The organism is Delftia sp. Cs1-4 (genome assembly GCF_000214395.1).
GTDB lineage: Bacteria > Pseudomonadota > Gammaproteobacteria > Burkholderiales > Burkholderiaceae_C > Comamonas > Comamonas acidovorans.
In genome coordinates this window covers 3894096-3915203 of sequence record NC_015563.1, presented here as the reverse complement: position 1 = coordinate 3915203, position 21108 = coordinate 3894096, and the positions used below count along the sequence as shown (strand labels likewise).

The window sequence follows — 21108 nt, the reverse complement described above, 5'->3', positions numbered from 1 at the left end:
GCCTTTCGATGACGCTTGAGTTCTTCACCATATCGCTGCTCAACGGCGTGAGCTATGGACTGCTGCTGTTCATGCTCAGCTCGGGGCTGACGCTGATCTTCAGCATGATGGGCGTGCTCAACTTCGCCCACACCAGCTTCTACATGCTGGGCGCGTACTTCGGCTACACGCTCAGCGGCATCATCGGCTTCTGGGGCGCGCTGTTCGTCGCGCCCCTGCTGGTGGGCGCACTGGGCGCCATGTTCGAGCGCTACAGCCTGCGCCGCGTGCACAAGTACGGCCATGTGCCCGAACTGCTCGTGACCTTCGGCCTGTCCTACCTCATCCTCGAGGTGGTGCAGCTGGTCTGGGGCCGGGGCACCGTGCCCTACGGCCTGCCGCCCGCGCTGCAGGGCCCGCTGTTCACGCTGTACGGCACGCAGTTCCCGCGCTCGCGCTCCTTCGTGATGCTGCTGGCGCTGCTGATGCTGGTGGCCGTCTGGCTGCTGCTGACGCGCACGCGCATCGGCCTGGTCATCCAGGCCGCGCTCAAGAACCCCGAGATGGTGGAGGCGCTGGGCCACAACGTGCCGCGCGTGTTCATGATGGTGTTCGGCGGCGGCTGCGCGCTGGCGGGGCTGGCCGGCGTCATCGGCGGCAACACCTATGTGACCGAGCCGGCCATGGCCATGTCGGTCGGCTCCATCATCTTCGTGGTGGTGGTGGTCGGCGGCATGGGCTCGCTGGCGGGGGCCTTCGTGGCATCGCTGCTGATCGGCGTCGTGCAGACCTTTGCCGTGGCCATCGACTGGTCGCTGGCCAGCCTGCTGACCTCGCTGGGCAGCCCGGTCGGCGAGCAGACCTTTGGCTGGCCGCTGCTCAAGCTCACCATCTCCCAGGTCGCGCCCATCCTGCCCTACCTGTTCCTGGTGCTGATCCTCATCTTCCGGCCCAAGGGCCTCCTGGGCACGCGGGGAGATTGACACCATGTCCTCGATCACCAAAACGACCATGACATCCACTGCCGCAAAAGGCGTTCCGGGCGCTTCGGGGGCTGCGGGCGCAGGGCGCCACTACAGCTTCCAGCCGCTCAACATCGGCCGCATCCTGATCTGGGGCGCCTTCGCCCTGGCGCTGATCGTCGCGCCGCTGGTGTTCACCAGCAGCCTGGCGCTGACCATGCTCAGCCAGATCGGCTATCTCATCATCATCTGCCTGTCCTACAACATCCTGCTGGGGCAGGGCGGCATGCTGAGCTTCGGCCATGCGGTCTACACGGGGCTGGGCTCGTTCATCGCCATCCATGCGATGAACCGGGCCAGCTCCGGCGACTGGGGCATTCCGCTGGTGCTGATTCCCATCATCGGCGGCCTGGGCGGCATGTTCTTCGCGGCCCTGCTGGGCTATGTGACCACCAAGAAGTCGGGCACCACCTTCGCCATGATCACCATGGGCATCGGCGAGCTGGTGGCGTCCATGGCGCTGATGTTCCCCGAATTCTTCGGGGGCGAGGGCGGCATCACCACCGACCGCGTCTATGGCAAGCCCTTCTTCGGGCTGACCTTCGGCTCGGGCATGGAGGTGTACTACCTGATCGCCGCCTACTGCTTCATCTGCACGGCCGCCATGTTCGCCTTCACGGGCACGCCGCTGGGGCGCATGCTCAACGCCGTGCGCGACAACCCCGAGCGCGTGGAGTTCGTGGGCTACAACACGCAGCGCGTGCGCTACTTCTCCTTCATCATCGCGGGCTTCTTCGCTGGCGTGGGCGGGGGGCTTGCAGCCATCAACTTCGAGATCATCACGGCCATGGACAGCGTGAGCGTCATGCGCTCGGGCTCATACCTGCTGTTCACCTTCCTGGGCGGCGCCACCTTCTTCTTCGGGCCCATCATCGGCGCCGTGCTGCTGGTGCTGGCCTCGGTGCTGCTGTCGGAGCTGACCAAGGCCTGGCTGCTGTACCTGGGCCTGGTGTTCCTGCTGATGGTGATGTACGCACCGGGCGGCGTTGCCAGCCTGATCATGATGAACCTGCGCGTGGCGCGCTTCGGCAAGTGGCGCCGGCTGGCCCAGCCCTACCTGGCCATCGCGGCCAGCGCCCTGGTCATGATCGTGGGCGGCGCGGCCATCGTCGAGATGATCTACCACCTGCAGCTCAATGCGGCCCTGGGTCCCCAGGTCTCGTTCATGGGCGTGCAGCTCGATACCAGCTCGGCATCGACCTGGACCGTGGCCGTTGCCATCTTCGTGGTGGGCCTGGGCCTGCTGGAAGTGGCCAGGCGCTGGTGCCTGCGCCGCTGGGAGCGCATCCAGGAAGAAATCGAAGAAGCCATCAAGCGCGGGGAGGGTTGAACCATGTCCAGCATTGCAATCGAACGTCCGGGCACTGCCGCCGCTGCCGCAACCGGCGAGGCCACCTACGCGCTGGAGCTGCGCGACCTGTACAAGCGCTTCGGCAAGGCCGAGATCATCCGTGGCGCCCAGCTGGCCGTGAAGCCGGGCGAGCGCGTGGCCATCATCGGCCCCAACGGCGCGGGCAAGAGCACGCTGTTCAACCTGATCAGTGGCCGCTTCGAGCCCACCAGCGGCCAGGTGCTGCTCAACGGCCAGCGCATCGACGGCAAGAAGCCCTATGAAATCAACCGCATGGGGCTGTCGCGCAGCTTTCAGATCACCAACATCTTTCCCAAGCTCAGCGTGTTCGAGAACCTGCGCTGCAGCGTGCTGTGGAGCCTGGGCTACCGCTACAGCTGCTGGCGCTTCCTGTCCAAGCTGCGCGACGCCAATGCCCGCGCCGATGAGCTGATGGAGATGATCGGCCTGCACAGAAAGCGCGACACGCTGGCGGTGAACCTGACCTACGCCGAACAGCGCGCGCTGGAGATCGGCATCACCATCGGCGGCGGCGCCGGCGTCATCCTGCTGGACGAACCCACGGCCGGCATGAGCAACAGCGAAACGGCCCACTTCATCCAGCTGATCAAGAAGGTCACCGAAGGCAAGACCCTGCTGACCGTGGAGCACGACATGGGCGTGGTCTTCGGCCTGGCCGACAAGATCGCCGTCGTGGTCTACGGCGAAGTCATCGCCTACGACACGCCCGAGGCCGTGCGTGCCAATCCGCGCGTGCAGGAGGCCTATCTGGGCTCGTCCGTGGCGGATCAACAAGCTGGTGCACATTGAGGAAGCGCGGATGCTGAACATCAACAACCTGCATGCCTATTACGGCAAAAGCCATGTGCTGCATGGCGTGGATTTCTCGGTGCAGCCCGGCGAAATCGTCGCGCTGCTGGGACGCAACGGATCGGGCCGCTCCACCACGGCCAAGGCCATCATGGGCCTGGTGCACTGGGAGGGCTCGCTGGACTGGAAAGGCCAGAGCCTGACCGGCAGAAAGGCCTACGAGATCGCCCACCTGGGCGTGGGCTACGTGCCCGAGAGCCGCGATGTGTTCCCCAACCTCACCGTGCACCAGAACCTGCTGCTGGGACAGAAGGGCAAGGGCCGGGACAGCCGCTGGGGCTTCGACGACATGTACGCCATGTTCCCGCGCCTGAAGGAGCGCCAGCACACCGAGGCCGGCGTGATGTCGGGCGGCGAGCAGCAGATGCTGACCCTGTGCCGCACGCTGATGGGCGACCCGGACCTGATCATCATCGACGAGCCCACCGAGGGCCTGGCTCCCAAGATCGTCGAGCTGGTGGGCGAGTACCTGCAAAAGATCAAGCAGCGCGGCGTGTCCGTGCTGCTGATCGAGCAAAAGCTCACCATTGCCATGAGCATCTCGGACCGGGCCCTGGTCATGGGCCATGGGCGCATCGTCTTCGACGGCACGCCCGACGGGCTGCGCGCCGATCAGAAGGTGCGCAAGGAGTGGCTGGAGGTCTGATGCCGCACAAGGCTGGGCATGCTGCCAGGCAGGCGGCCCGGGCCGCGGCGCTTGTCCCGCTTGGGACAAACCGCAGTGGCGCCGGCCCGCATTTTTTTTACAATCAAAATCGCACGATCGTTCTTTTTCTATCGCATAGGGGACAACAGCATGACTGCTGAATACAAAGTGGACGGTGCCATCGCCGTCATCACCTTGAACAATCCGCCGGTCAACGGCCTGGGACTATCCACGCGGCGGGGCATCGTCGAGGGGCTGGACAAGGCCTATTCCGACCCGGCCGTCAAGGCCATCGTCATCACGGGTGCCGGCAAGGCTTTTTCGGGCGGCGCTGACATCAACGAGTTCGGCAAGGAAGAGGCGTATCGCGAGCCGCACCTGGTCTCGCTGATCAACTCGCTGGACCAGGGCAGCAAGCCCGTGGTGGCCGCCATCCATACCGTCTGCATGGGCGGCGGGCTGGAGCTGGCGCTGGGCTGCAACTATCGCGTGGCCGCTCCCGGCACCCTGGTGGCCCTGCCGGAAGTCAAGCTAGGCCTGCTGCCCGGCGCAGGCGGCACGCAGCGCCTGCCGCGCGTGCTGGGCGTGGAGACCGCGCTGAACATGATCGTCAGCGGCGAACCCGTCAAGAGCGAGCTGCTGGCCTCCATCCCCGGCCAGAAGCTGTTCGACAAGATGGCCGCTTCGCCCGAGTCCCTGCTGGACGAGGCCAAGGCCTTTGCGCTGGAAGTGGCCGACAAGCGTCCGCTGCCGCGCGTGCGCGACCTGCCTTGCAAGCACCCCCAGGGCGACGCCTACTTCCAGTTCGCGCGCAACATGGTCAAGGGCATGGCCAAGAACTACCCGGCCCCGGCCCGCTGCGTGGACACGGTGGAGAACGCCGCGCGCAAGAAGTTCGACGAGGGCATGGCCCTGGAGCGCGATGCCTTCATGCAACTGATGTGGTCGCCCGAGTCGCGCGCGCTGCGCCACCTGTTCATGGCCGAGCGCGCGGCCTCCAAGATCGCCGACGTGCCCTCTGACACGGCTGTGCGCGACATCAAGACCGTGGGCGTCATCGGTGCCGGCACCATGGGCGGCGGCATCTCCATGAACTTCCTGAACGCGGGCATTCCCGTGACCATTCTGGAGACCAAGCAGGAAGCGCTGGACCGTGGCGTGGCCACCATCCGCAAGAACTACGAAGCCCAGGTCAAGAAGGGCAAGCTCACCCAGGAAAAGTACGACCAGCGCATGGCGCTGCTGAGCACCACGCTGTCGTATGACGCGCTCAAGAATGCCGACCTCATCATCGAGGCGGTGTTCGAGGAACTCGGCGTCAAGGAAACCGTGTTCAAGCAGCTGGACGAGGTGGCCAAGCCCGGCGCCATCCTGGCCTCCAACACCTCCACGCTGGACGTGGACAAGATCGCCGCCTTCACCAAGCGCCCGCAGGACGTGGTGGGCATGCACTTCTTCAGCCCCGCCAACGTGATGAAGCTGCTGGAAGTGGTGCGCGGCAAGCACACCGCCAAGGACGTGCTGGCCACCGTGATGAAGCTGGCCAAGAAGATCAAGAAGACCGCCGTGGTCTCGGGCGTGTGCGATGGCTTCATCGGCAACCGCATGATCGAGCAGTACTCGCGCCAGGCCGGCTTCCTGCTGGACGAAGGCGCCACGCCCGCCCAGGTGGACAAGGCCATCGAGAAGTTCGGCTTCGCCATGGGACCGTTCCGCATGGGCGACCTGGCCGGCAACGACATCGGCTGGGCCATCCGCAAGCGCCGCGCCGTCGAGCGCGCCGACATGAAGTACAGCCGCACGGCCGACAAGCTGTGCGAGCTGGGTCGCTTCGGCCAGAAGACCGGCGCGGGCTGGTACGACTACCAGGCGGGCAAGCGCGACGCCATCCCGTCCGAGCTGGTCAACCAGATGATCGAGTCCCACCGCAAGGAGCTGGGCATCACCCCGCGCAAGATCTCCGATGAGGAAATCGTCCAGCGCCTGGTCTTCGCCCTGGTCAACGAAGGCGCCCACATCCTGGAAGACGGCATCGCCGGCAAGTCGGGCGATATCGACATGGTCTACCTGACCGGCTATGGCTTCCCCATCTGGCGCGGCGGCCCCATGCACTACGCGGGTGAGGTGGGGCTGTTCAACGTGGTCCAGGCCATGAACCGCTTCGCCAAGAACCCCAACGACGACGCCGATTTCTGGCAGCCGGCCCCGCTGCTGGCGAAGCTGGCGGCCGAAGGCAAGCAATTCAGCTGAGACGTGCGGCGCACGAACTTTTTGCGAACCACCGCAAACCCGCCATACAAGGAATATCCATGACATCCGCCGTGATCGTTTCCACCGCCCGCACGCCCCTGGCCAAAAGCTGGAAGGGCTCCTTCAACATGACCCATGGCGCCACGCTGGGCGGCCATGCCGTGCAGCACGCCGTGCAGCGCGCAGGCGTCGACCCTGCCGCCGTCGATGACGTGATCATGGGCTGCGCCAACCCCGAAGGCGCCACCGGCATGAACATTGCGCGCCAGATCGCGCTCAAGGCCGGCCTGCCCATCACCGCATCGGGCATGACCATCAACCGCTTCTGCTCCTCGGGCCTGCAGACCATTGCCACCGCATCGCAGCGCATCATCGCGGGCGAGGGCGATGTCTATGTGGCCGGCGGCGTGGAATCCATCTCCTGCGTGCAGCAGGAAATGAACCTGCACATGATCCAGGACCTGGCCCTGGCCAAGCAAAAGCCCGAGATCTACTGGAGCATGCTGCAGACCGCCGAACAGGTCGCCAAGCGCTACGGCATCGGCCGTGACGCCATGGACGAGTACGGCGCCGCCAGCCAGCAAAAGGCCTGCGCGGCCCAGGCCGCCGGCCTGCTGGACGCCGAGATCGCGCCCATCACCGTGACCATGGGCGTGGCCGACAAGGTGCGCGGCCTGATCACCAAGGAAGTGACCTGCAGCAAGGACGAGGGCGTGCGCGAAGGCACGACCAAGGAAGGCATCTCGGGCATCCGCCCCGCGCTGCCCGGCGGCGTGATCTCGGCCGGCAATGCCAGCCAGTTCTCCGACGGCGCAGGCGCCTGCGTGGTGGTGAGCGAGGACTATGCCTCGCGCAACAACCTCAAGCCTCTTGGCCGCTTCCTGGGCTTTGCCGTGGCCGGCTGCGAGCCTGACGAAATGGGCATCGGCCCCGTCTTCGCCGTGCCCAAGGTGCTCAAGAAGCTGGGCCTGACGGTGCAGGACATCGACCTGTGGGAGCTCAATGAAGCCTTTGCCGTGCAGGTGCTGTACTGCCGCGACAAGCTGGGCATCCCCAACGATCGCCTGAATGTCAACGGCGGCGCCATCGCCCTGGGCCATCCCTATGGCGTGTCGGGCCAGCGCCTGACGGGCCACGCCCTGATTGAAGGCAAGCGCCGCGGTGCCAAGCGTGTCTGCGTGACCATGTGCATCGGCGGCGGCATGGGTGCCGCCGGCGTGTTCGAAGTGCTGTAAGTGCAGGTGGCGGCTGCGGCCGCCACCGCCTGTTCCCGTTACTCCTGTTGGCCGCACGCGCTCCCTCTGGCGGCGCCTGCGGCTTCTTTTTTGATTCCGGACATCACCATGCGCCTGCGTTCCACCATCGATTTCCTGCTCTATGAATGGCTGCGCGCCGATGCGCTGGGCGAGCGTGAGCGCTTTGCCGACCATTCGCGCGACACCTTCGATGCCGTGCTCGACACCTGCGAGCGCATCGCCCGCGAGAAATACGCCCCCTTCAACCGCACCGTGGACACGCAGGAGCCGCAGTTCGACGGCGAGAAAGTCATCCTGCCCCAATGCACCCACGATGCGCGCCAGGCCTATGCCGACTCGGGCATGCTCAGCGCCGCCCAGGACTACGACATCGGTGGCATGCAACTGCCCTATACGGTGGAGGCGGCAGCCAACAGCTTCTTCGCGGCGGCCTCCATCAGCATCGGCTCCAATATGCTGACCTCGGGCAATGCCAATGCCATCATGGCCCACGGCACGGACATGCAAAAACAGGTCTTTGCCATCAATGAATTCAACGGCCGCTGGGCCGGCACCATGTGCCTGTCCGAACCTCAGGCCGGCTCCTCGCTGAGCGACATTGCCACCCGTGCCGAGCCCGATGGCGCCGATTTCGAGAGCGATGCGCTGGGTCCGCGCTACCGCCTCAAGGGCAACAAGATGTGGATCAGCGCGGGCGACCATGAGCTGACCGAGAACATCGTCCACCTCGTGCTGGCCAAGATCCCCGGCCCCGATGGCAAGCCCGTGCCCGGCGTGCGGGGCATCTCGCTGTTCATCGTGCCCAAGAAGCTCGTGGACACCGAAGGCCAGCTCACCGGCGAGCGCAACGACGTGGCCCTGGCCGGCCTCAACCACAAGCTGGGCTGGCGCGGCACCACCAATACGCTGCTGAACTTCGGGGAAGGGCGCTTTCCCGTGCGCGGCGGTGCCGGGGCCGTGGGCTACCTGGTCGGCAAGCCCGGCGAGGGCCTCAAATGCATGTTCCACATGATGAACGAGGCCCGCATTTCCATCGGCATGGCCGCCACCATGCTGGGCCTGGCCGGCTACCATGCCAGCCTGGACTATGCGCAGAGCCGCCCGCAGGGCCGGCCGATCAAGGGGGCGCCGGGTGCAGCCGGCAAGGATGCCACGCGCCCCCAGTCGCGCATCATCGAGCACGCCGACGTCAAGCGCATGTTGCTGGCGCAGAAGTCCTATTGCGAAGGCGCGCTGGCGCTGAACCTGTTCTGCGCGCGCCTGGTCGATGAGCAGCACACCGGCACGCCCGAATCCGTGGCCGAGGCCCGGCTGCTGCTGGAAGTGCTGACCCCCATCTCCAAGAGCTGGCCCAGCGAGTTCTGCCTGGAGGCCAACTCCCTGGCCATCCAGATCCACGGCGGCTACGGCTACACGCGCGACTTCCCCGTGGAGCAATACTGGCGCGACAACCGCCTGAACATGATCCATGAAGGCACGCACGGCATACAGGCCATGGACCTGCTGGGCCGCAAGGTGCTCATGGAGGGCGGCAAGGGCCTGCAACTGCTGGCCACGCGCATCAACGACACCATCCAGCGCGCCATGGCCCGGCCCGAGCTTGCCGGCCATGCCAATGAACTGGCCAAGGCGCTGCAGGAAGTCGGCGCCACCACCAAGGCCGCATGGGCCACCGACGACCCGCAGCAGGCCCTGGCCAATGCCGTGCCCTACATGCAGGCCTTTGGCCACACGGTACTGGCCTGGACCTGGCTGGACGTGTCCCTGGCCGTACTCGCCAAGGACGCCGCCCTGGCCGAACCTGCCAACGCTGGCCGCATGGCCGCCATGCGCTACTTCTTCCGTTACGAACTGCCCCGGATAGGCGCATGGCTCAAGGTCGTGCGTGAGCGCGACATGACTTGCGCGCAGATGAGTGAAGAGGCGTTCTGAGGGAGTTGGCAGCACGGCTGCCGGAGGATGCAAAAAAGCGCGGACCATGTGGTCTGCGCTTTTTTATTTCAGGGATTTTCAAGGTTGCTGGAGAGCCTGGCCTGCTCCAAGACCCACTCCCTGGATTTTCCGCGAACGCACCATTCGGGCTTTTTGACCCAGTCTGTGAAATATATGGTGGGATGCCCTTCCAGAATATTGCAACGTGTATAGCCCAGCTTAGGCATCGCATAGTACTGCAGCGGAGTAATAAATATCAAAGAAACCAGTGCTGAAGAAATTCCAAGGGCGAAAATTATTGATAGTGCTTTATCGGATTTTCGTAGAATACTGTCGTTGCAGGGGATGGAATTCAGCACCGATACCAGTGCTAACGTAATAAAAACGAAAGGAGTCATGAAGATTGTTGGTGCGCCCGGCATGATTCTTATGGTTGGCGCGAGAGCATTTATGTCTTTCAGCATCGGGATTGTTTCCGCAAAGAAAAACCAGAAACATCCGACGGATAGTAGAATGCTGATAGGTATTCCAAATATTGCAGATTTCCGAATATTTTTTATGTCTCTCATATTTATTTTAATGAATTGATTTTCTTTTGATTTGACGCGAAGTATCTTGTGAAGTTGATTCTTTGGTTGGATCTTGATCCTTGGGTGATGCTTGCGTGCTGAGAGATGGTAGCTGCCTTTATTGAAGGGGGTTTTGATCTAGTTTATATATGCCTGGTGCTTTTTCATTGTTTGCAGACTTTAGGGCTGTAATAACGTTTTGTTTTATTTTCCATCGCTGATCTGTGTAGTTGAGAAGTGCTCCAGTGGCAAATATGGCTAACGCCATCGCTCCTAGCGGAAAAATGACCAAAGTAGTAACGCTTGCAGTTAAGGCTCCCGCGCTTATTGCAATCATCGTCGCCAATCCCGCCTTGACCGCCTCCACTCCAATCCCTCCCACAAGATCATGCATGGTCTTCTCGTCATTGAAGATGAAGTCCAGTGTCTCTATCCCGATGCCCACCACTAGGCTCAGAAGAAACCCGCCCTTGGCCACATTCTGCAGACCGCGAATACCCAGGCCCATCTGGACCATGCGTGGATTGGCGGCAAGGAATCGCGTGCCTTGCAGCAACTGGCGGCGAAGTCCCGCGTAGCCCGTGATGATGATATAGGTGCCTGTGGCGGTTGTCTTGATATAGGAGCGGGCACCGGCCAAGCCCAATGCAATCAGCGTTTTGGTGATGAGGTACGCGTCGCTGACCATCAGGGAGGCGGGAGCGACCCAGGGTTTGCCTGCATTCGGGCTGGCGGTGTGTGTCCAGTATCGCCCAAGCGCACTGTGGGTCAGCATGGCATGCAGCGTAGCCGCCAGGCGAGGATTGTTATGCGCCTTGTCGCTCAGTATGTCTGCGTATTCCTGTGGCGTGAGCACAATGGCATCGATCTGTTTTTGCTCCATTTGGCGAGCAAGCATGTCGGCATAGCTGATCTGATAGAAGGTGGCGGCAATGGAGGCTGGCATGGTGTATGGAGACGCTGGATCAGAAGCGGAATCGAGGTTTCCAGCCAATGCGCCTTGATCAATAAAGGCAATTTGACGGAAATGAGTGGTTGCAAGCAGGCAAATAATCCGCTGGCAGTGTCCAAGCGGGTTTCTGATGTTTGCTGTGCGAAGAGTCCTCATTTGATTTCATGGCCTGCACGAGGTCAATCAAAGAAGTCGCCCACAGATCATTTTCAGAATTATCCTTAGGACAATTCCTAAAATCAGGTTTGAAATGCCAGGTGAATAGAGATGCTGCCAATGAGCGTTCCGTCCCAGGCAGCGCCATCCGCCATGGGCGGTATTCACGGGGCACAAGCACAGGCTGCCCGGCTCGGTCACGGGCATTTGCGGATGAAGGATGCGGGGAGAGGGTGGTCCGTACCGCCGCTGCGCTTGCGGGCAGGCTGTTGGACCGGGGTATGGGCTACGGTCTCACCGTGCCGAATGCTGGCAGACGAGGACTCGGGGACCGGGTGTCAGCGCATCGGAAGCCGTGCAGGCGCTGAAGGCCGCCTGCCGGAGGGTGCATGCCTCAAAGATCCAGTCCGAGATAACGCGTGCCCGGCACGGGATTGAAGCTCACCGGCTCTGCATCCACAAAACCCAGGTTTTCATACAGCCGCTGCGCAGCCTGGAACTCGGGCAACACGTCCAGGCAGATGCGGCTGTAGCCTGCGTGGCGCGCAGCGTCCAGGATGCCTTCCACCAGGCGGCGCCCCAGGTTCTCGCCGCGTACCGTGGGGCGCACGTAGACGCGCTTCATTTCGCCTGTCTGCGCATCCACCTGGCGCAGGGCGGCGCAGCCCACGGGCTGGCCGTCTTTCCAGGCCAGCAGCACGCAGCCCTCGGGTGCGGCGTACTTGCCGGGCAGGGCGGCGAACTCGGTCTCGAAGTCCTGGAAGTCCAGGCTCACGGTGGGGCTGGCCACGTATTCCCGGAAGATGCGGACCACGGCGTCGAGGTCTTCGGGAAAGTGGGCGGGACGGATATCGGTCATGGGTGGCAAGGGGTCAAGCCCTGTTCAAGGGCGCTGCTCAGTTGGAATGAAAGCGCACAAGGATAGGGCAAGACGCCCGGGCCGCCGCCGATCCGCTACAGCATGGGCACCACGCCCAAGCACAGGGCATCGTCGTGCGCCAGGCTGGCAACGGGAGAGCCCGCAAGTCACTCCTTCAGGGGCGCCTGTTCAGGGCGTTCGCACCTGCCGGCTTGCCTGGAGATCTGTGCTCCAGCTTTCAGGCATTTGTCTTTCTCCACATGGTTCAGGATCAGTGGCGCCAGCCACGCTGCCAGCAAGGCAAGCGCCAAGGGCAGCACGCCAAGCACCCACAGCATCCACTTCGCCTCACGCCGGAAATGCCCGGAGACTCCTGCGTTGGGCGATGCGGGATCTTTCATGGCGATGGCACCGCCTCAACTGCACAAGCGCAGATTGGTGCGCGCGGCCTTGAGCATGGGCAGCACCACATCGGCATCGGTGGGTGGATAGGCCTCGCGCAGTTCCTGATCCGTCTTGCCGGCTTCCTCGGCCAGCGGGGCCAGGGTCTGGCGGCAGGCGGCTGCATCGCCCGAGCGAAGCTGCGCCAGCGCCAGGTCGTTGCGTATCCAGCCTTTGGCGACGCCGGTCAGCACCTCATCGCAGTCCTGCAGCACCGGCGCCAGCGTGGTCAGCGCCAGGCGGTAGTCCTTGGCGTCGTACGCGCGCTTGAAGTTTCTGCGCGATGCGGCAATGGCCTTGTCCGTGCAGCCGGGTGTGGGCCGAAGGTAATCGCCACCGAACCAGGCCCGCATGCCGCAGAAGTCCCGGCATGCCTCGGCGGTGGCCGTGTCGACGCCGACGCGCTGGCCTGCAGGCGTGAAGTCCACGGCGCAGGCCGAGTTCGCCATCCTGGCCCGGCCGTTGGTGATGGTGCCTTCCAATTCGCAGGTATGACCATTGGCGCCCACGGTCTGGATGTGGAACTTGCCGCCAGCCTGCACCACCAGATCGCCGCCCCCGCCTTTGCGCACATAGGTGCCCGGTGATGGTGTGGTGATCTGTGCGCTGGCCAAGCCTATTTGACAGGCGAGGATTGCGGCAAGCAGGGCCGGCAGGTGAGTGGCAGGCTTCATGGGGCGAGGGTGAGAGCGACGATGGCGTCGAGTGTATCTACGCCAGGCGGCCGTCCCTCACAACGACAGATGCAAAGCCTCCCCCGTCCCCTGCGCAGGCACAGCGCAGCAGATCAGGGCCTCGCCCGCTGGCACGGCGAAGGAGGGTGGCGAGGCATAGGTCACCCCGCCCTGCAGCACGCGCGCGCGGCAGTCGCCGCAGCTGCCCCCTCGGCAACCGAAGGCGGGCTCCAGCCCCCGGGCCTCGGCCACTTCGAGCAGGCTGCCGTCGCCAGGCTTCCAGCGCGCTTCCTTGGCCGAGTCGGCAAAGATGATGCGGACAGGCTGTGTGGCGGGTGCAGGCAGTTCGGCGGTGGGGGCTGCACCGGCCATGGAGCGCTTCAGGGCCGAGGGACCGAAGGCTTCTGCGTGGATGCGCTCGTCGGGCACGTTGCGTTCGCGCAGGCCGTCATAGGTGGCCTGCATGAAGGCGTCCGGGCCGCAGAGGTAGAAGTCGTAGTCGTCCCAGGGCAGGGTGGCTTTCAACAGGGCCATGTCGATGTGGCCCTCATGGTCGTAGTCGCGGCCGGCCTTTGCCGTGCCGGGCTGGCTGAGCGTGCGCACCCAGTGCACCTCGGCATTGCCGGCCTTCACCAGTTCGGCAATCTCCGTGTCAAAGGCCCGTTCGCTGCGCGTGCGAGCCGCCTGGAACAGCCAGGTGGGCCGCAGGCTGCGGGTGCGCCGGCCTTCGTGGACGATGTGGCGCAGCATGGCCAGCAAGGGCGTGATGCCTATGCCCGCGGCCAGCAGCACGGCGGGGCGGCGCAGGGCCGCATCGGCGGTGAAGCTGCCAGCGGGCGGGCGGGCCTCGACCAGATCGCCGGGCTTCAGGCCATGCAGATGGCTGGATGCGCGGCCTTGCCTCTTGACGCTGATGCGCAAGCGCCCGTCCGAAGGTGCCAGCGACAGCGTATAGGTGCGCTGCAGATGGCTGCCGTCCGCCAGCGTGAGGCGCAGCGGCAGGTGCTGGCCGGCCAGGGGAGCCACAGCGGCCATGCCATCGGCCGGCTCCAGGTAGAGCGAGCGGATGGTGGAACTCTCATCCACGGCCTGCGCCACCCGGAACCGTCGCCACTGCCGCCCCAGCCGGGCGGCGGCCAGGCGCTGGCTGGCATCGGCCCAGCTTCCGGTCATCTGCAGGTGGGGCGACCAGCCGTCGGCCGCCATGCTCCAGCGCAGCGGCAGGGCGTCGGGCCGGCGCACGATGCGGCGGGGCTTGAAGGTCCACAGGCGCTCGGCGCCCTCGAAGGCCGCGATTTCCGGGGAGTCGAGGATGACGCTGGCCTCGCCCGTCATCTGCAGCATTTCCCCGGTTTCGGAGTCGATGAACAGCAGGCCCGCCTTGGGATTGACCAGGAAGTTGCCCAACGTCATGAAGAACAGGTTGCCTGAGAAGTCTGGAATGGTCAGCGTTCCATCGGCGTCGATCCGCACAAAGCCCGGCTTGCCGCCACGGTGGGAGACATCGACCTGGCGCAGGCCATCCTCCCCATCAACGTAGGACGCCACGTAGAACGTATCCGCCTGCGCAATCAGCTCCCGCGCGCGCGGGTCCAGCGATGCCAGTTCGACCGCCGGCACCTGCGTGGGCTCGTCCGCAGGCCGGACGAACCGGACGCTGCGGTTCTGGATATAGCGCGGGCAGTTGCCGAAGCTCTGGACCACGCCGATGTCGAAGGCGCCCGCCCCATCAACGCCTGTCTTGCGCCGCACGGTGCCGTTGAGCCGGTTGCGCCGGCGCGTCATGGGGTCCATGCCCAGCAGGCCCACGGCATCGCCATCGGCCAGGCCCGGCTCGGCCGGGTCGGCCGCATCGCGGCCCGCCCCGACATGCAAGGTCAGCGGGTCGGGAGAGCGCAGGAAGCCCGGCTCGCCGGCCCGTACCGTGGCCCAGGCGTCGCCTTGCGCATCCACGCTGCCCAGCACCACGAAATGCAGCAGAGGATAGAACTCGCGGTGCTGGTCCAGCAGGAAGGGCCGCAGGAACTTGCGTCCCGGCATGTCCATGCGGCCCACGACGCCAACGCTTTGCTGGATCGCCAGTTCGCCCGCATGCCAGGGCGAGGCGGGGTTTTGCAGGGGTTGCGGGTGCATGGTGCGCTCCTTTGCCGGGGTTTCAGGGGAGGTGTGGCTCAGGCACTCAGGCCCGCAGGCCGGCCGGTGTCTGGGCGAATGCCACGAAGCCCGGCAGCGCCTCGATGCGGCCCAGCCAGGCGCGCACTTCGCGGTAGGGTTGCAGGTCCACATTGCCCTCGGGCGCGCTGGCGATGTAGCTGTACAGGGCCACGTCGGCAATCGTGGGCGTGGCGCCGGTGAGGAAGGGGCGGGTGGTCAATTGCGCCTCGATCTTGCCGAGGATGGCGTGGGCGCGGGCTATCACTTCCTCGGCCTGGAAGGGGGCCTTGAACACCGTGATCAGCCGGGCCGCCGCCGGGCCGAAGGCAATGGGGCCGGCGGCGATGCTCAGCCATTTCTGGATCTCGGCCTCGGCCTGTGCGCCCAGGGGCATCCAGTCCTGGCGGTCCAGCTTGCGCGCCAGGTAGACCAGGATGGCGTTGGAGTCGGCAATCACCGTGCCGTTGTCGTCCAGCACCGGCACCTGGCCCAGCGGGTTCAGCGCCAGGAATTCGGGCTTCTTCTGCGCGCCGTTGGCCAGGTCCACGTGGACCAGCTCATGCTCCACGCCCAGCAGGCCGAGGAAGAGGCGGGCGCGGTGGGCGTGGCCGGACAGGGGAAAGTGGTAGAGCTTCATTGCGGTTCCTTGGGGTTGGTGAAGGCGCCGGTTGCCGGCGCCACGGGACGTATCCTCCTTCCCCGCCCGCATCTTTAGAATCCCTGGCGGCGGCAAGTCACTCTTGCCGGAACGCGAACAAAGCGCCGGCGCAAACCTGGGCAGGCCTGCGCGGGCCGCTCGCAGCCGGGCAGATACACGACACAGACAAGGCAGGCACAGATGGATCGCTTCCAGTCCATGACGGCATTTCTCGCGGTGGTGGACACGGGCGGCTTCGCCTCGGCCGCACGCCGGCTCAAGGTCTCGCCCTCGGTGGTGACGCGCGCGGTTTCCGACCTGGAAGAGCGCCTGGGCGTGCGCCTGCTCACGCGCACCACGCGCTTCGTGCGCGTGACCGAAGCCGGCATCGCCTATGCGGACAGCTGCCGCCGCATCCTGGCCGAGCTGGAAGAGGCCGACGAGCATGCCGCCAGCGCCCACGCCGCACCGCGCGGCCGGCTCACGCTCACGGCGCCGGTCAACTTCGGGCGCATGCACGTGCTGCCCGTGGTGCACGACTATCTGGGCCGGTTTCCCGAGGTGGACGTCAACTGCTGGTTTGTGGACCGCGTGGTCAGCCTGGTGGACGAGGGCGTGGACGTGGCCGTGCGCATCGGCGATCTGCCCGACTCCTCGCTGCAGGCGATCCGCGTGGGCAGCGTGCGGCAGGTGCTATGCGCCTCGCCCGCATACCTGGCCAGCCACGGCGTGCCCCAGCGGCCCGAGGAGCTAGCGCAGCACACCACCATCACCGCATCCGGCCTCACCTCCACACCCGAATGGCGGTTTCTCGAAGGCGACAAGGCCCTGGCCGTGCGCCTGCAGCCGCGCCTCATGTCCATGACCAACGAGGCTGCGGCGGACTGCGCCCTGGCCGGGCAAGGCATCACGCGCCTGCCGCTCTACCAGATCGCCAAGCCCGTGCAGGACGGCGCACTGCGCCTGGTGCTGGAGCCCTTCGAGCGGCCGCCGCTGCCGATTCATGTGGTGCACAGGGAAGGGCGCCATGCTGCGCATCGCGTGCGGGCGTTCATCGATATGGCGGTGGATGCGCTGCGTGTGGCGGCGTTGAGGTGGTAGCGGGCCCGAGACTTCGCTACCGCACGGCCGTGGCCTCGACCCAGATCGTCTGCCCCGGATGGTGCTCCTCAATGGTGGACACGGCATCGTCGATCAAAACGCGGTCCTCCAGCGAGTAGGCAAAGCGGCTGAGGTTGGACCATTGTCGGGCGGCGTAGTCGGCTTCGGAAATCGCGTCGCTGCCGCACCAGACGGAGTCATTTTCGGTGGCGGCGCGAAGTGCCTGTGCCAAGCCGGTAGATGTGATCGCCAGGAAGATCATGGGCATGTGGTCCGGATGTTGATGGGTGGACAGTTTGCCTTCGATGGCCAGTCCGCCGAGCCTGCCTGGATCAAACAAAACTAGAATGATAGTCATTCTCGTTGTCGACTTCTCACCTCCCCCCGGCCATGCCCACCCCTTCCGCTTCCTGGACCGCTGCGCGCTGGCACCAGCTTTTCTGTGCCTGCCAGCAGCAGCTGGTGTCCTATCTGGTGGGCAAGACCGGCAGCCGTGACGAGGCGCAGGAACTGGCCCAGGAAACCTGGCTGCGCCTGGCCGATGCGCCGCCGCAACTGCCCGATGGCAGCTCGCCCACGCTCGAAGCCGCGCGGGCCTACCTGTTTGCCACGGCCAAGCATCTGGCGATAGACAGGCTGCGCCAGCGCGGTGCGCAGCAGCGCTGCATGGACGACTGGGCGCAATTGCAGCCCGAGGCCGAAGGCGATGTGGCCGACCGCGCCATGTACCGGCAGGCACTGGCCGTGGTGGAGCGCACGATTGCAGACCTGCCCGAGCGCATGCAGGCCGCCTTGCTGGCCCACCGCCTGCATGGCGAGCGGCAGGCCGACATCGCCCAGCGCCTGCAGGTCTCCCTGAACACCGTGGAGCGTGACCTGATGCAGGCCGATGCCTGCCTGGAAGCCGCCTTGCTGCGCTGGCGCGGCGGGGTGGAGGCGGGCTTGCAGGCCTCTTCCAGAAAGCGGCGGCGGCGTGCCCTGGGCGCACTGCTGGGCGTGGCCGGCATGGCCTGCGCGGCCTGGCCCGCCTGGCAGATGTGGAGCCGCCGCGTGCTGTGGCAAGGTGAACTGGCCAGCGCCACGGGCGTGCAGCGCAGCCTGGAACTGCCCGATGGCAGCGTGCTGCGCGTGGACGCCGCCAGCCGCGTGGCGCTGACCTACCGTGCCGACCTGCGACAGGCACGGCTGCTGGAAGGCGCCGCCTTCTTTGCCGTGGCGCGCGATGCGGCACGGCCCTTTGTGGTGGAGGCCGGCCCCTTGCGCGTGACCGTGCTGGGCACGCGCTTTGGCGTGGAACTGGAGCCCGATGCGGTGCGCGTGCAGGTGGAGTCGGGCCAGGTGCGGGTGGAGCATGCGGCCACCGGACGCAGCCAGTTGCTGCAGGACAGCCAGTCGCTGCGCATTCCCCTGGACGGCGGGGCAGGAGATGCCGACGGCGCTGCCTGGCAGCCGCAGCTCCAGCAACGGCCCGCGGCCTGGCGCGAGGGCGAGCTGGTCTTCGAGCAGGAACCGCTGGGCCGCGTCGTCCACCGTCTGGGCCGCTACACGCGGCGCCGCCTGGTGGTGGAGGAGGGCGCGGCGCAACTGGCCATCAGCGGCCATGTGCGCATTGCCCAGACCGAGCGCTGGCTGCGCGGGCTGCCGCAGTTCGCTCCGGTGCAGGTCAGCGTGCTGGACGACGGCGGCCTGCGGATTGCGCGGCGCGGCGGGCGCGCGGAGCCGTGAAGTTTTTTTCAGGGTTTTTGGGAGTGACTCGTATTTGCATATGAAAGGCCGGGCGCCCTGCCTGTGCCGGCGATTCGCAATGAGCCTGTCTTCCAGAAAGTCCTTATGTCCGCTCCCAAGTCCTCCCGATTCCGCCTCCGCCTCCGCCTCCGCCGCACAGCGGTTTTTCATGCATGTGCAGGCTTGGTGCTGGGCCTGCAGCTGCAGTTGGCCGCCGCGCAATCGGTGTCCTTCGACGTGCCGGCCCAGCCGCTGGCCCAGGCGCTGAGCCAGTTTGCGCGCCAGGCGGGGCTGCAGCTCACCTACTCCTCCGAACTGGTGCAGGGCCGGCAGGCCCCGGCGCTCAACGGCAGCCACGATGTGCGCCAGGGCCTGGCGGCATTGCTGCAGGGCAGCGGCCTGCAGGGGCGCATCGAGGGCGGTACGCTGACCCTGCTTCCCACTGCCGCCAACGCGCCGGAGAACGCGCACCGCCTGTCCGAGATCACCGTCACGGCCGGCGACCAGTATGTGAGCCTGCTGCCCGCGCCCTACGCCGGCGGGCAGGTGGCCAAGGGCGTGCGCCTGGGCGTGCTGGGCAATACCGGCAACATGCAGGCGCCGTTCAGCACCACCAGCTACACGTCCGAGGCCGTGCGCAACCAGCAGGCCGGCACCATTGCCGAGGCGGTGAACCGCGACCCTTCCGTGCGCTACACCGTGCTGCCGGGCGGCAACGTGGACAACCTCTATATCCGGGGCTTTCCGATCTGGGAGGGCAACTCGGGCGAGATCGCCTTTGACGGCATCTACGGCATTGCCCCCAACTACCGCGTGCGCACCGAGTACGTGGACCGCATCGAGGTGGTCAAGGGGCCGGGCGCGCTGCTGTTCGGCATGTCGCCCAACGGCTCGGTGGGCGGCGTGATCAACATCGCTCCCAAGCGCGCCAATGAAGATGTGGCGCGGCTGACCACGGGCTGGACTTCGGACAGCCTCTGGCGTGCCCACGCCGACGTGGGCCGGCGCTTTGGCGACGAGGCCCAGTACGGCATCCGCGTCAACGCCAGCAAGTACGGCGGCGATACGTCCATGGACCATCAAAGCACCGACGGCCATGTGCTGGCCGTGGCGCTGGACTACGAGGTGGAGCGCTTCCGTGCCACGCTGGACCTGCTCTCGCAGGACGAGCGCATCGACGGCGTGGGCCGGCCCATCATGCCCACGGGGCTCACCTCCATGCCTGCTGCGCCGGATGGCCGGCGCAACGTGACCCAGCCCTGGGAATGGTCCAAGAACCGCGAGCGCGCCGTGCTGCTGCGCACCGAACTGGACCTCACGCAGCAGCTCACGCTGTTCGCCAACATCGGCCAGTCGCGCGCCGATGTGGACCGCATCTACGACTCGGCCCCGCGCCTGACCAGTGCGGCGGGCGCCACCAGCATCACGCCCACCTACGCGGTGTTCGACGTGGACCGCAGCACCATCGACGCGGGCCTGCGCTCGCGCTTTGCGCTGGCCGGTGTCAAGCATTCGGTCACGCTGCAGCTGGCCAGCTACCGCGAGGATTTTCACCGCGCGCTGCAGGCGGGCTCCACCGTGGCGTCCAACATCTATGCGCCCATTGCCCACGCGCCGCAGAGCATTGCGCGGCCTTCGGCCATTCCGCGCATCCATGACAACCGCAACACCAGCCTGGCCCTGGTGGACACGCTCTCGCTGCTGCAGGACAGGCTGCAACTGTCGCTGGGCCTGCGCCACCAGGCCATCAAGTCCACCAACTACAACGTGCTCACGGGCGGCGCCGCCAATGTCTACGACGAGAGCGTGACCACGCCCGCCGTGGGCGTGGTCTGGCGCCAGGCGCCGAACTGGAGCCTCTATGCCAACTACATCGAAGGCCTGAGCAAGGGCGACATCGCGCCGCCCGCGGCCAGCAACTACGGCGAGGTGCTTCGCCCCTACAAGAGCCGCCAGTACGAAGTGGGCAGCAAGTACGACTTCGGCAGCTTCATGGCCACCGCCGCCCTGTTCAGCATTGAAAAACCCAGCGGCGGCCTGGACCAGGGCGTCTACAAGACCAACGGCGAGCAGCGCAACCTGGGCATGGAGCTGTATGCCTACGGCGAGGCCGCGCGCGGCCTGCGCCTGCTCGGTGGCGTGACCTGGCTCAAGCCCGAGATCACGCGCTCGGCCACGCCTGCGCTGGTGGGCAACCGGCCCATCGGCACCTCGCGGCTGCTGGCCAACCTGGGCGTGGAATGGGATGTGCCCGCTCTTGAAGGCCTGACCCTGGTCGGCGACCTGGCCTACACCGGCGCCCAGTTCGTGGACCAGGCCAACCGCCTGCGCATCCCGGGCTGGACACGCACCGACCTGGGCCTGCGCTACGCCACCCGCATCGCAGGCCGCAAGACCACGCTGCGCGCCACGGTGCAGAACGTGGCCGACCGCAAGGCCTGGGCCGGCGTCACGTCCTGGGGCGCCGTCTCGCCGATGATTCCGCGCACCTTCGTGGTATCGGCTTCGGTGGATTTCTGAGGCATTTCTGAGGC

The 21108-nt window shown here is 65.8% G+C and carries 18 protein-coding genes; 10 read left to right on the top strand and 8 right to left on the bottom strand.

Features of this window, described 5'->3' with window-relative positions; all coding sequences use genetic code 11:
* Window positions 1-8: 8 nt before the first annotated feature.
* The 7 genes from DELCS14_RS17110 (at window position 9) to DELCS14_RS17080 (ending at window position 9306) form a co-directional block, all read left to right on the top strand.
* Window positions 9-962 carry a branched-chain amino acid ABC transporter permease gene (locus DELCS14_RS17110; protein ID WP_013802772.1) on the top strand — a complete coding sequence of 318 codons (954 nt, stop codon included), beginning with the start codon at window positions 9-11 and terminating at the stop codon, window positions 960-962.
* Between the two features lie 4 nt (window positions 963-966).
* Complete coding sequence (locus DELCS14_RS17105; RefSeq protein ID WP_013802771.1) at window positions 967-2331, top strand: branched-chain amino acid ABC transporter permease; 1365 nt, start codon at window positions 967-969, stop codon at window positions 2329-2331.
* Window positions 2332-2334: 3 nt separating this feature from the next.
* The gene (locus DELCS14_RS17100) at window positions 2335-3162 is read left to right on the top strand and encodes an ABC transporter ATP-binding protein (protein WP_013802770.1); all 828 of its coding nucleotides are present in this window, start codon (window positions 2335-2337) and stop codon (window positions 3160-3162) included.
* A 10-nt stretch (window positions 3163-3172) separates the two neighbouring features.
* Window positions 3173-3868 carry an ABC transporter ATP-binding protein gene (locus DELCS14_RS17095; protein ID WP_012205150.1) on the top strand — a complete coding sequence of 232 codons (696 nt, stop codon included), beginning with the start codon at window positions 3173-3175 and terminating at the stop codon, window positions 3866-3868.
* A 150-nt stretch (window positions 3869-4018) separates the two neighbouring features.
* Window positions 4019-6118, top strand: a complete 2100-nt coding sequence (locus tag DELCS14_RS17090) for a 3-hydroxyacyl-CoA dehydrogenase NAD-binding domain-containing protein (RefSeq protein WP_013802769.1) — start codon at window positions 4019-4021, stop codon at window positions 6116-6118.
* Window positions 6119-6177: 59 nt separating this feature from the next.
* A complete protein-coding gene (locus DELCS14_RS17085) occupies window positions 6178-7353 on the top strand; it encodes an acetyl-CoA C-acyltransferase (protein WP_013802768.1) in 1176 nt (391 codons plus the stop codon).
* Window positions 7354-7461: 108 nt separating this feature from the next.
* Window positions 7462-9306 carry an acyl-CoA dehydrogenase gene (locus DELCS14_RS17080; RefSeq protein WP_013802767.1) on the top strand — a complete coding sequence of 615 codons (1845 nt, stop codon included), beginning with the start codon at window positions 7462-7464 and terminating at the stop codon, window positions 9304-9306.
* Window positions 9307-9374: 68 nt separating this feature from the next.
* On the opposite strand, the gene DELCS14_RS30700 is transcribed toward DELCS14_RS17080, so the two are convergent.
* The 7 genes from DELCS14_RS30700 to DELCS14_RS17050 form a co-directional block, all read right to left on the bottom strand.
* Window positions 9375-9770 (bottom strand): hypothetical protein, encoded by a 396-nt coding sequence (locus DELCS14_RS30700; RefSeq protein ID WP_157158293.1) that lies wholly within the window; start codon window positions 9768-9770, stop codon window positions 9375-9377.
* Between the two features lie 223 nt (window positions 9771-9993).
* Window positions 9994-10821 (bottom strand): hypothetical protein, encoded by an 828-nt coding sequence (locus tag DELCS14_RS17075; RefSeq protein WP_013802765.1) that lies wholly within the window; start codon window positions 10819-10821, stop codon window positions 9994-9996.
* A 556-nt stretch (window positions 10822-11377) separates the two neighbouring features.
* Window positions 11378-11842, bottom strand: coding sequence for a GNAT family N-acetyltransferase (locus DELCS14_RS17070; RefSeq protein WP_013802764.1), 465 nt, complete (start codon window positions 11840-11842; stop codon window positions 11378-11380).
* Window positions 11843-12009: 167 nt separating this feature from the next.
* Window positions 12010-12243, bottom strand: coding sequence for a hypothetical protein (locus tag DELCS14_RS17065; RefSeq protein WP_013802763.1), 234 nt, complete (start codon window positions 12241-12243; stop codon window positions 12010-12012).
* A 15-nt stretch (window positions 12244-12258) separates the two neighbouring features.
* The gene (locus DELCS14_RS17060; protein WP_013802762.1) at window positions 12259-12957 is read right to left on the bottom strand and encodes a hypothetical protein; all 699 of its coding nucleotides are present in this window, start codon (window positions 12955-12957) and stop codon (window positions 12259-12261) included.
* Window positions 12958-13014: 57 nt separating this feature from the next.
* On the bottom strand, window positions 13015-15090 hold the full coding sequence (locus tag DELCS14_RS17055; RefSeq protein WP_013802761.1) for a pyridoxamine 5'-phosphate oxidase family protein: 2076 nt from the start codon (window positions 15088-15090) through the stop codon (window positions 13015-13017).
* A gap of 46 nt (window positions 15091-15136) precedes the next feature.
* Entirely contained in the window at window positions 15137-15748 is a 612-nt protein-coding gene (locus DELCS14_RS17050; RefSeq protein WP_013802760.1) for a glutathione S-transferase, read from the bottom strand.
* A 201-nt stretch (window positions 15749-15949) separates the two neighbouring features.
* Between DELCS14_RS17050 and DELCS14_RS17045 the strand changes: the two genes are divergently transcribed.
* The gene (locus DELCS14_RS17045) at window positions 15950-16849 is read left to right on the top strand and encodes a LysR family transcriptional regulator (RefSeq protein ID WP_013802759.1); all 900 of its coding nucleotides are present in this window, start codon (window positions 15950-15952) and stop codon (window positions 16847-16849) included.
* Between the two features lie 16 nt (window positions 16850-16865).
* On the opposite strand, the gene DELCS14_RS17040 is transcribed toward DELCS14_RS17045, so the two are convergent.
* The gene (locus DELCS14_RS17040) at window positions 16866-17207 is read right to left on the bottom strand and encodes a hypothetical protein (protein ID WP_228676778.1); all 342 of its coding nucleotides are present in this window, start codon (window positions 17205-17207) and stop codon (window positions 16866-16868) included.
* Between the two features lie 32 nt (window positions 17208-17239).
* Between DELCS14_RS17040 and DELCS14_RS17035 the strand changes: the two genes are divergently transcribed.
* Window positions 17240-18574, top strand: coding sequence for a sigma-70 family RNA polymerase sigma factor (locus DELCS14_RS17035; RefSeq protein WP_013802757.1), 1335 nt, complete (start codon window positions 17240-17242; stop codon window positions 18572-18574).
* 186 nt (window positions 18575-18760) lie between these two features.
* Window positions 18761-21094: a TonB-dependent receptor gene (locus DELCS14_RS17030; RefSeq protein ID WP_228676777.1), complete on the top strand. Its 2334-nt coding sequence runs from the start codon at window positions 18761-18763 to the stop codon at window positions 21092-21094.
* Window positions 21095-21108: the final 14 nt, after the last annotated feature.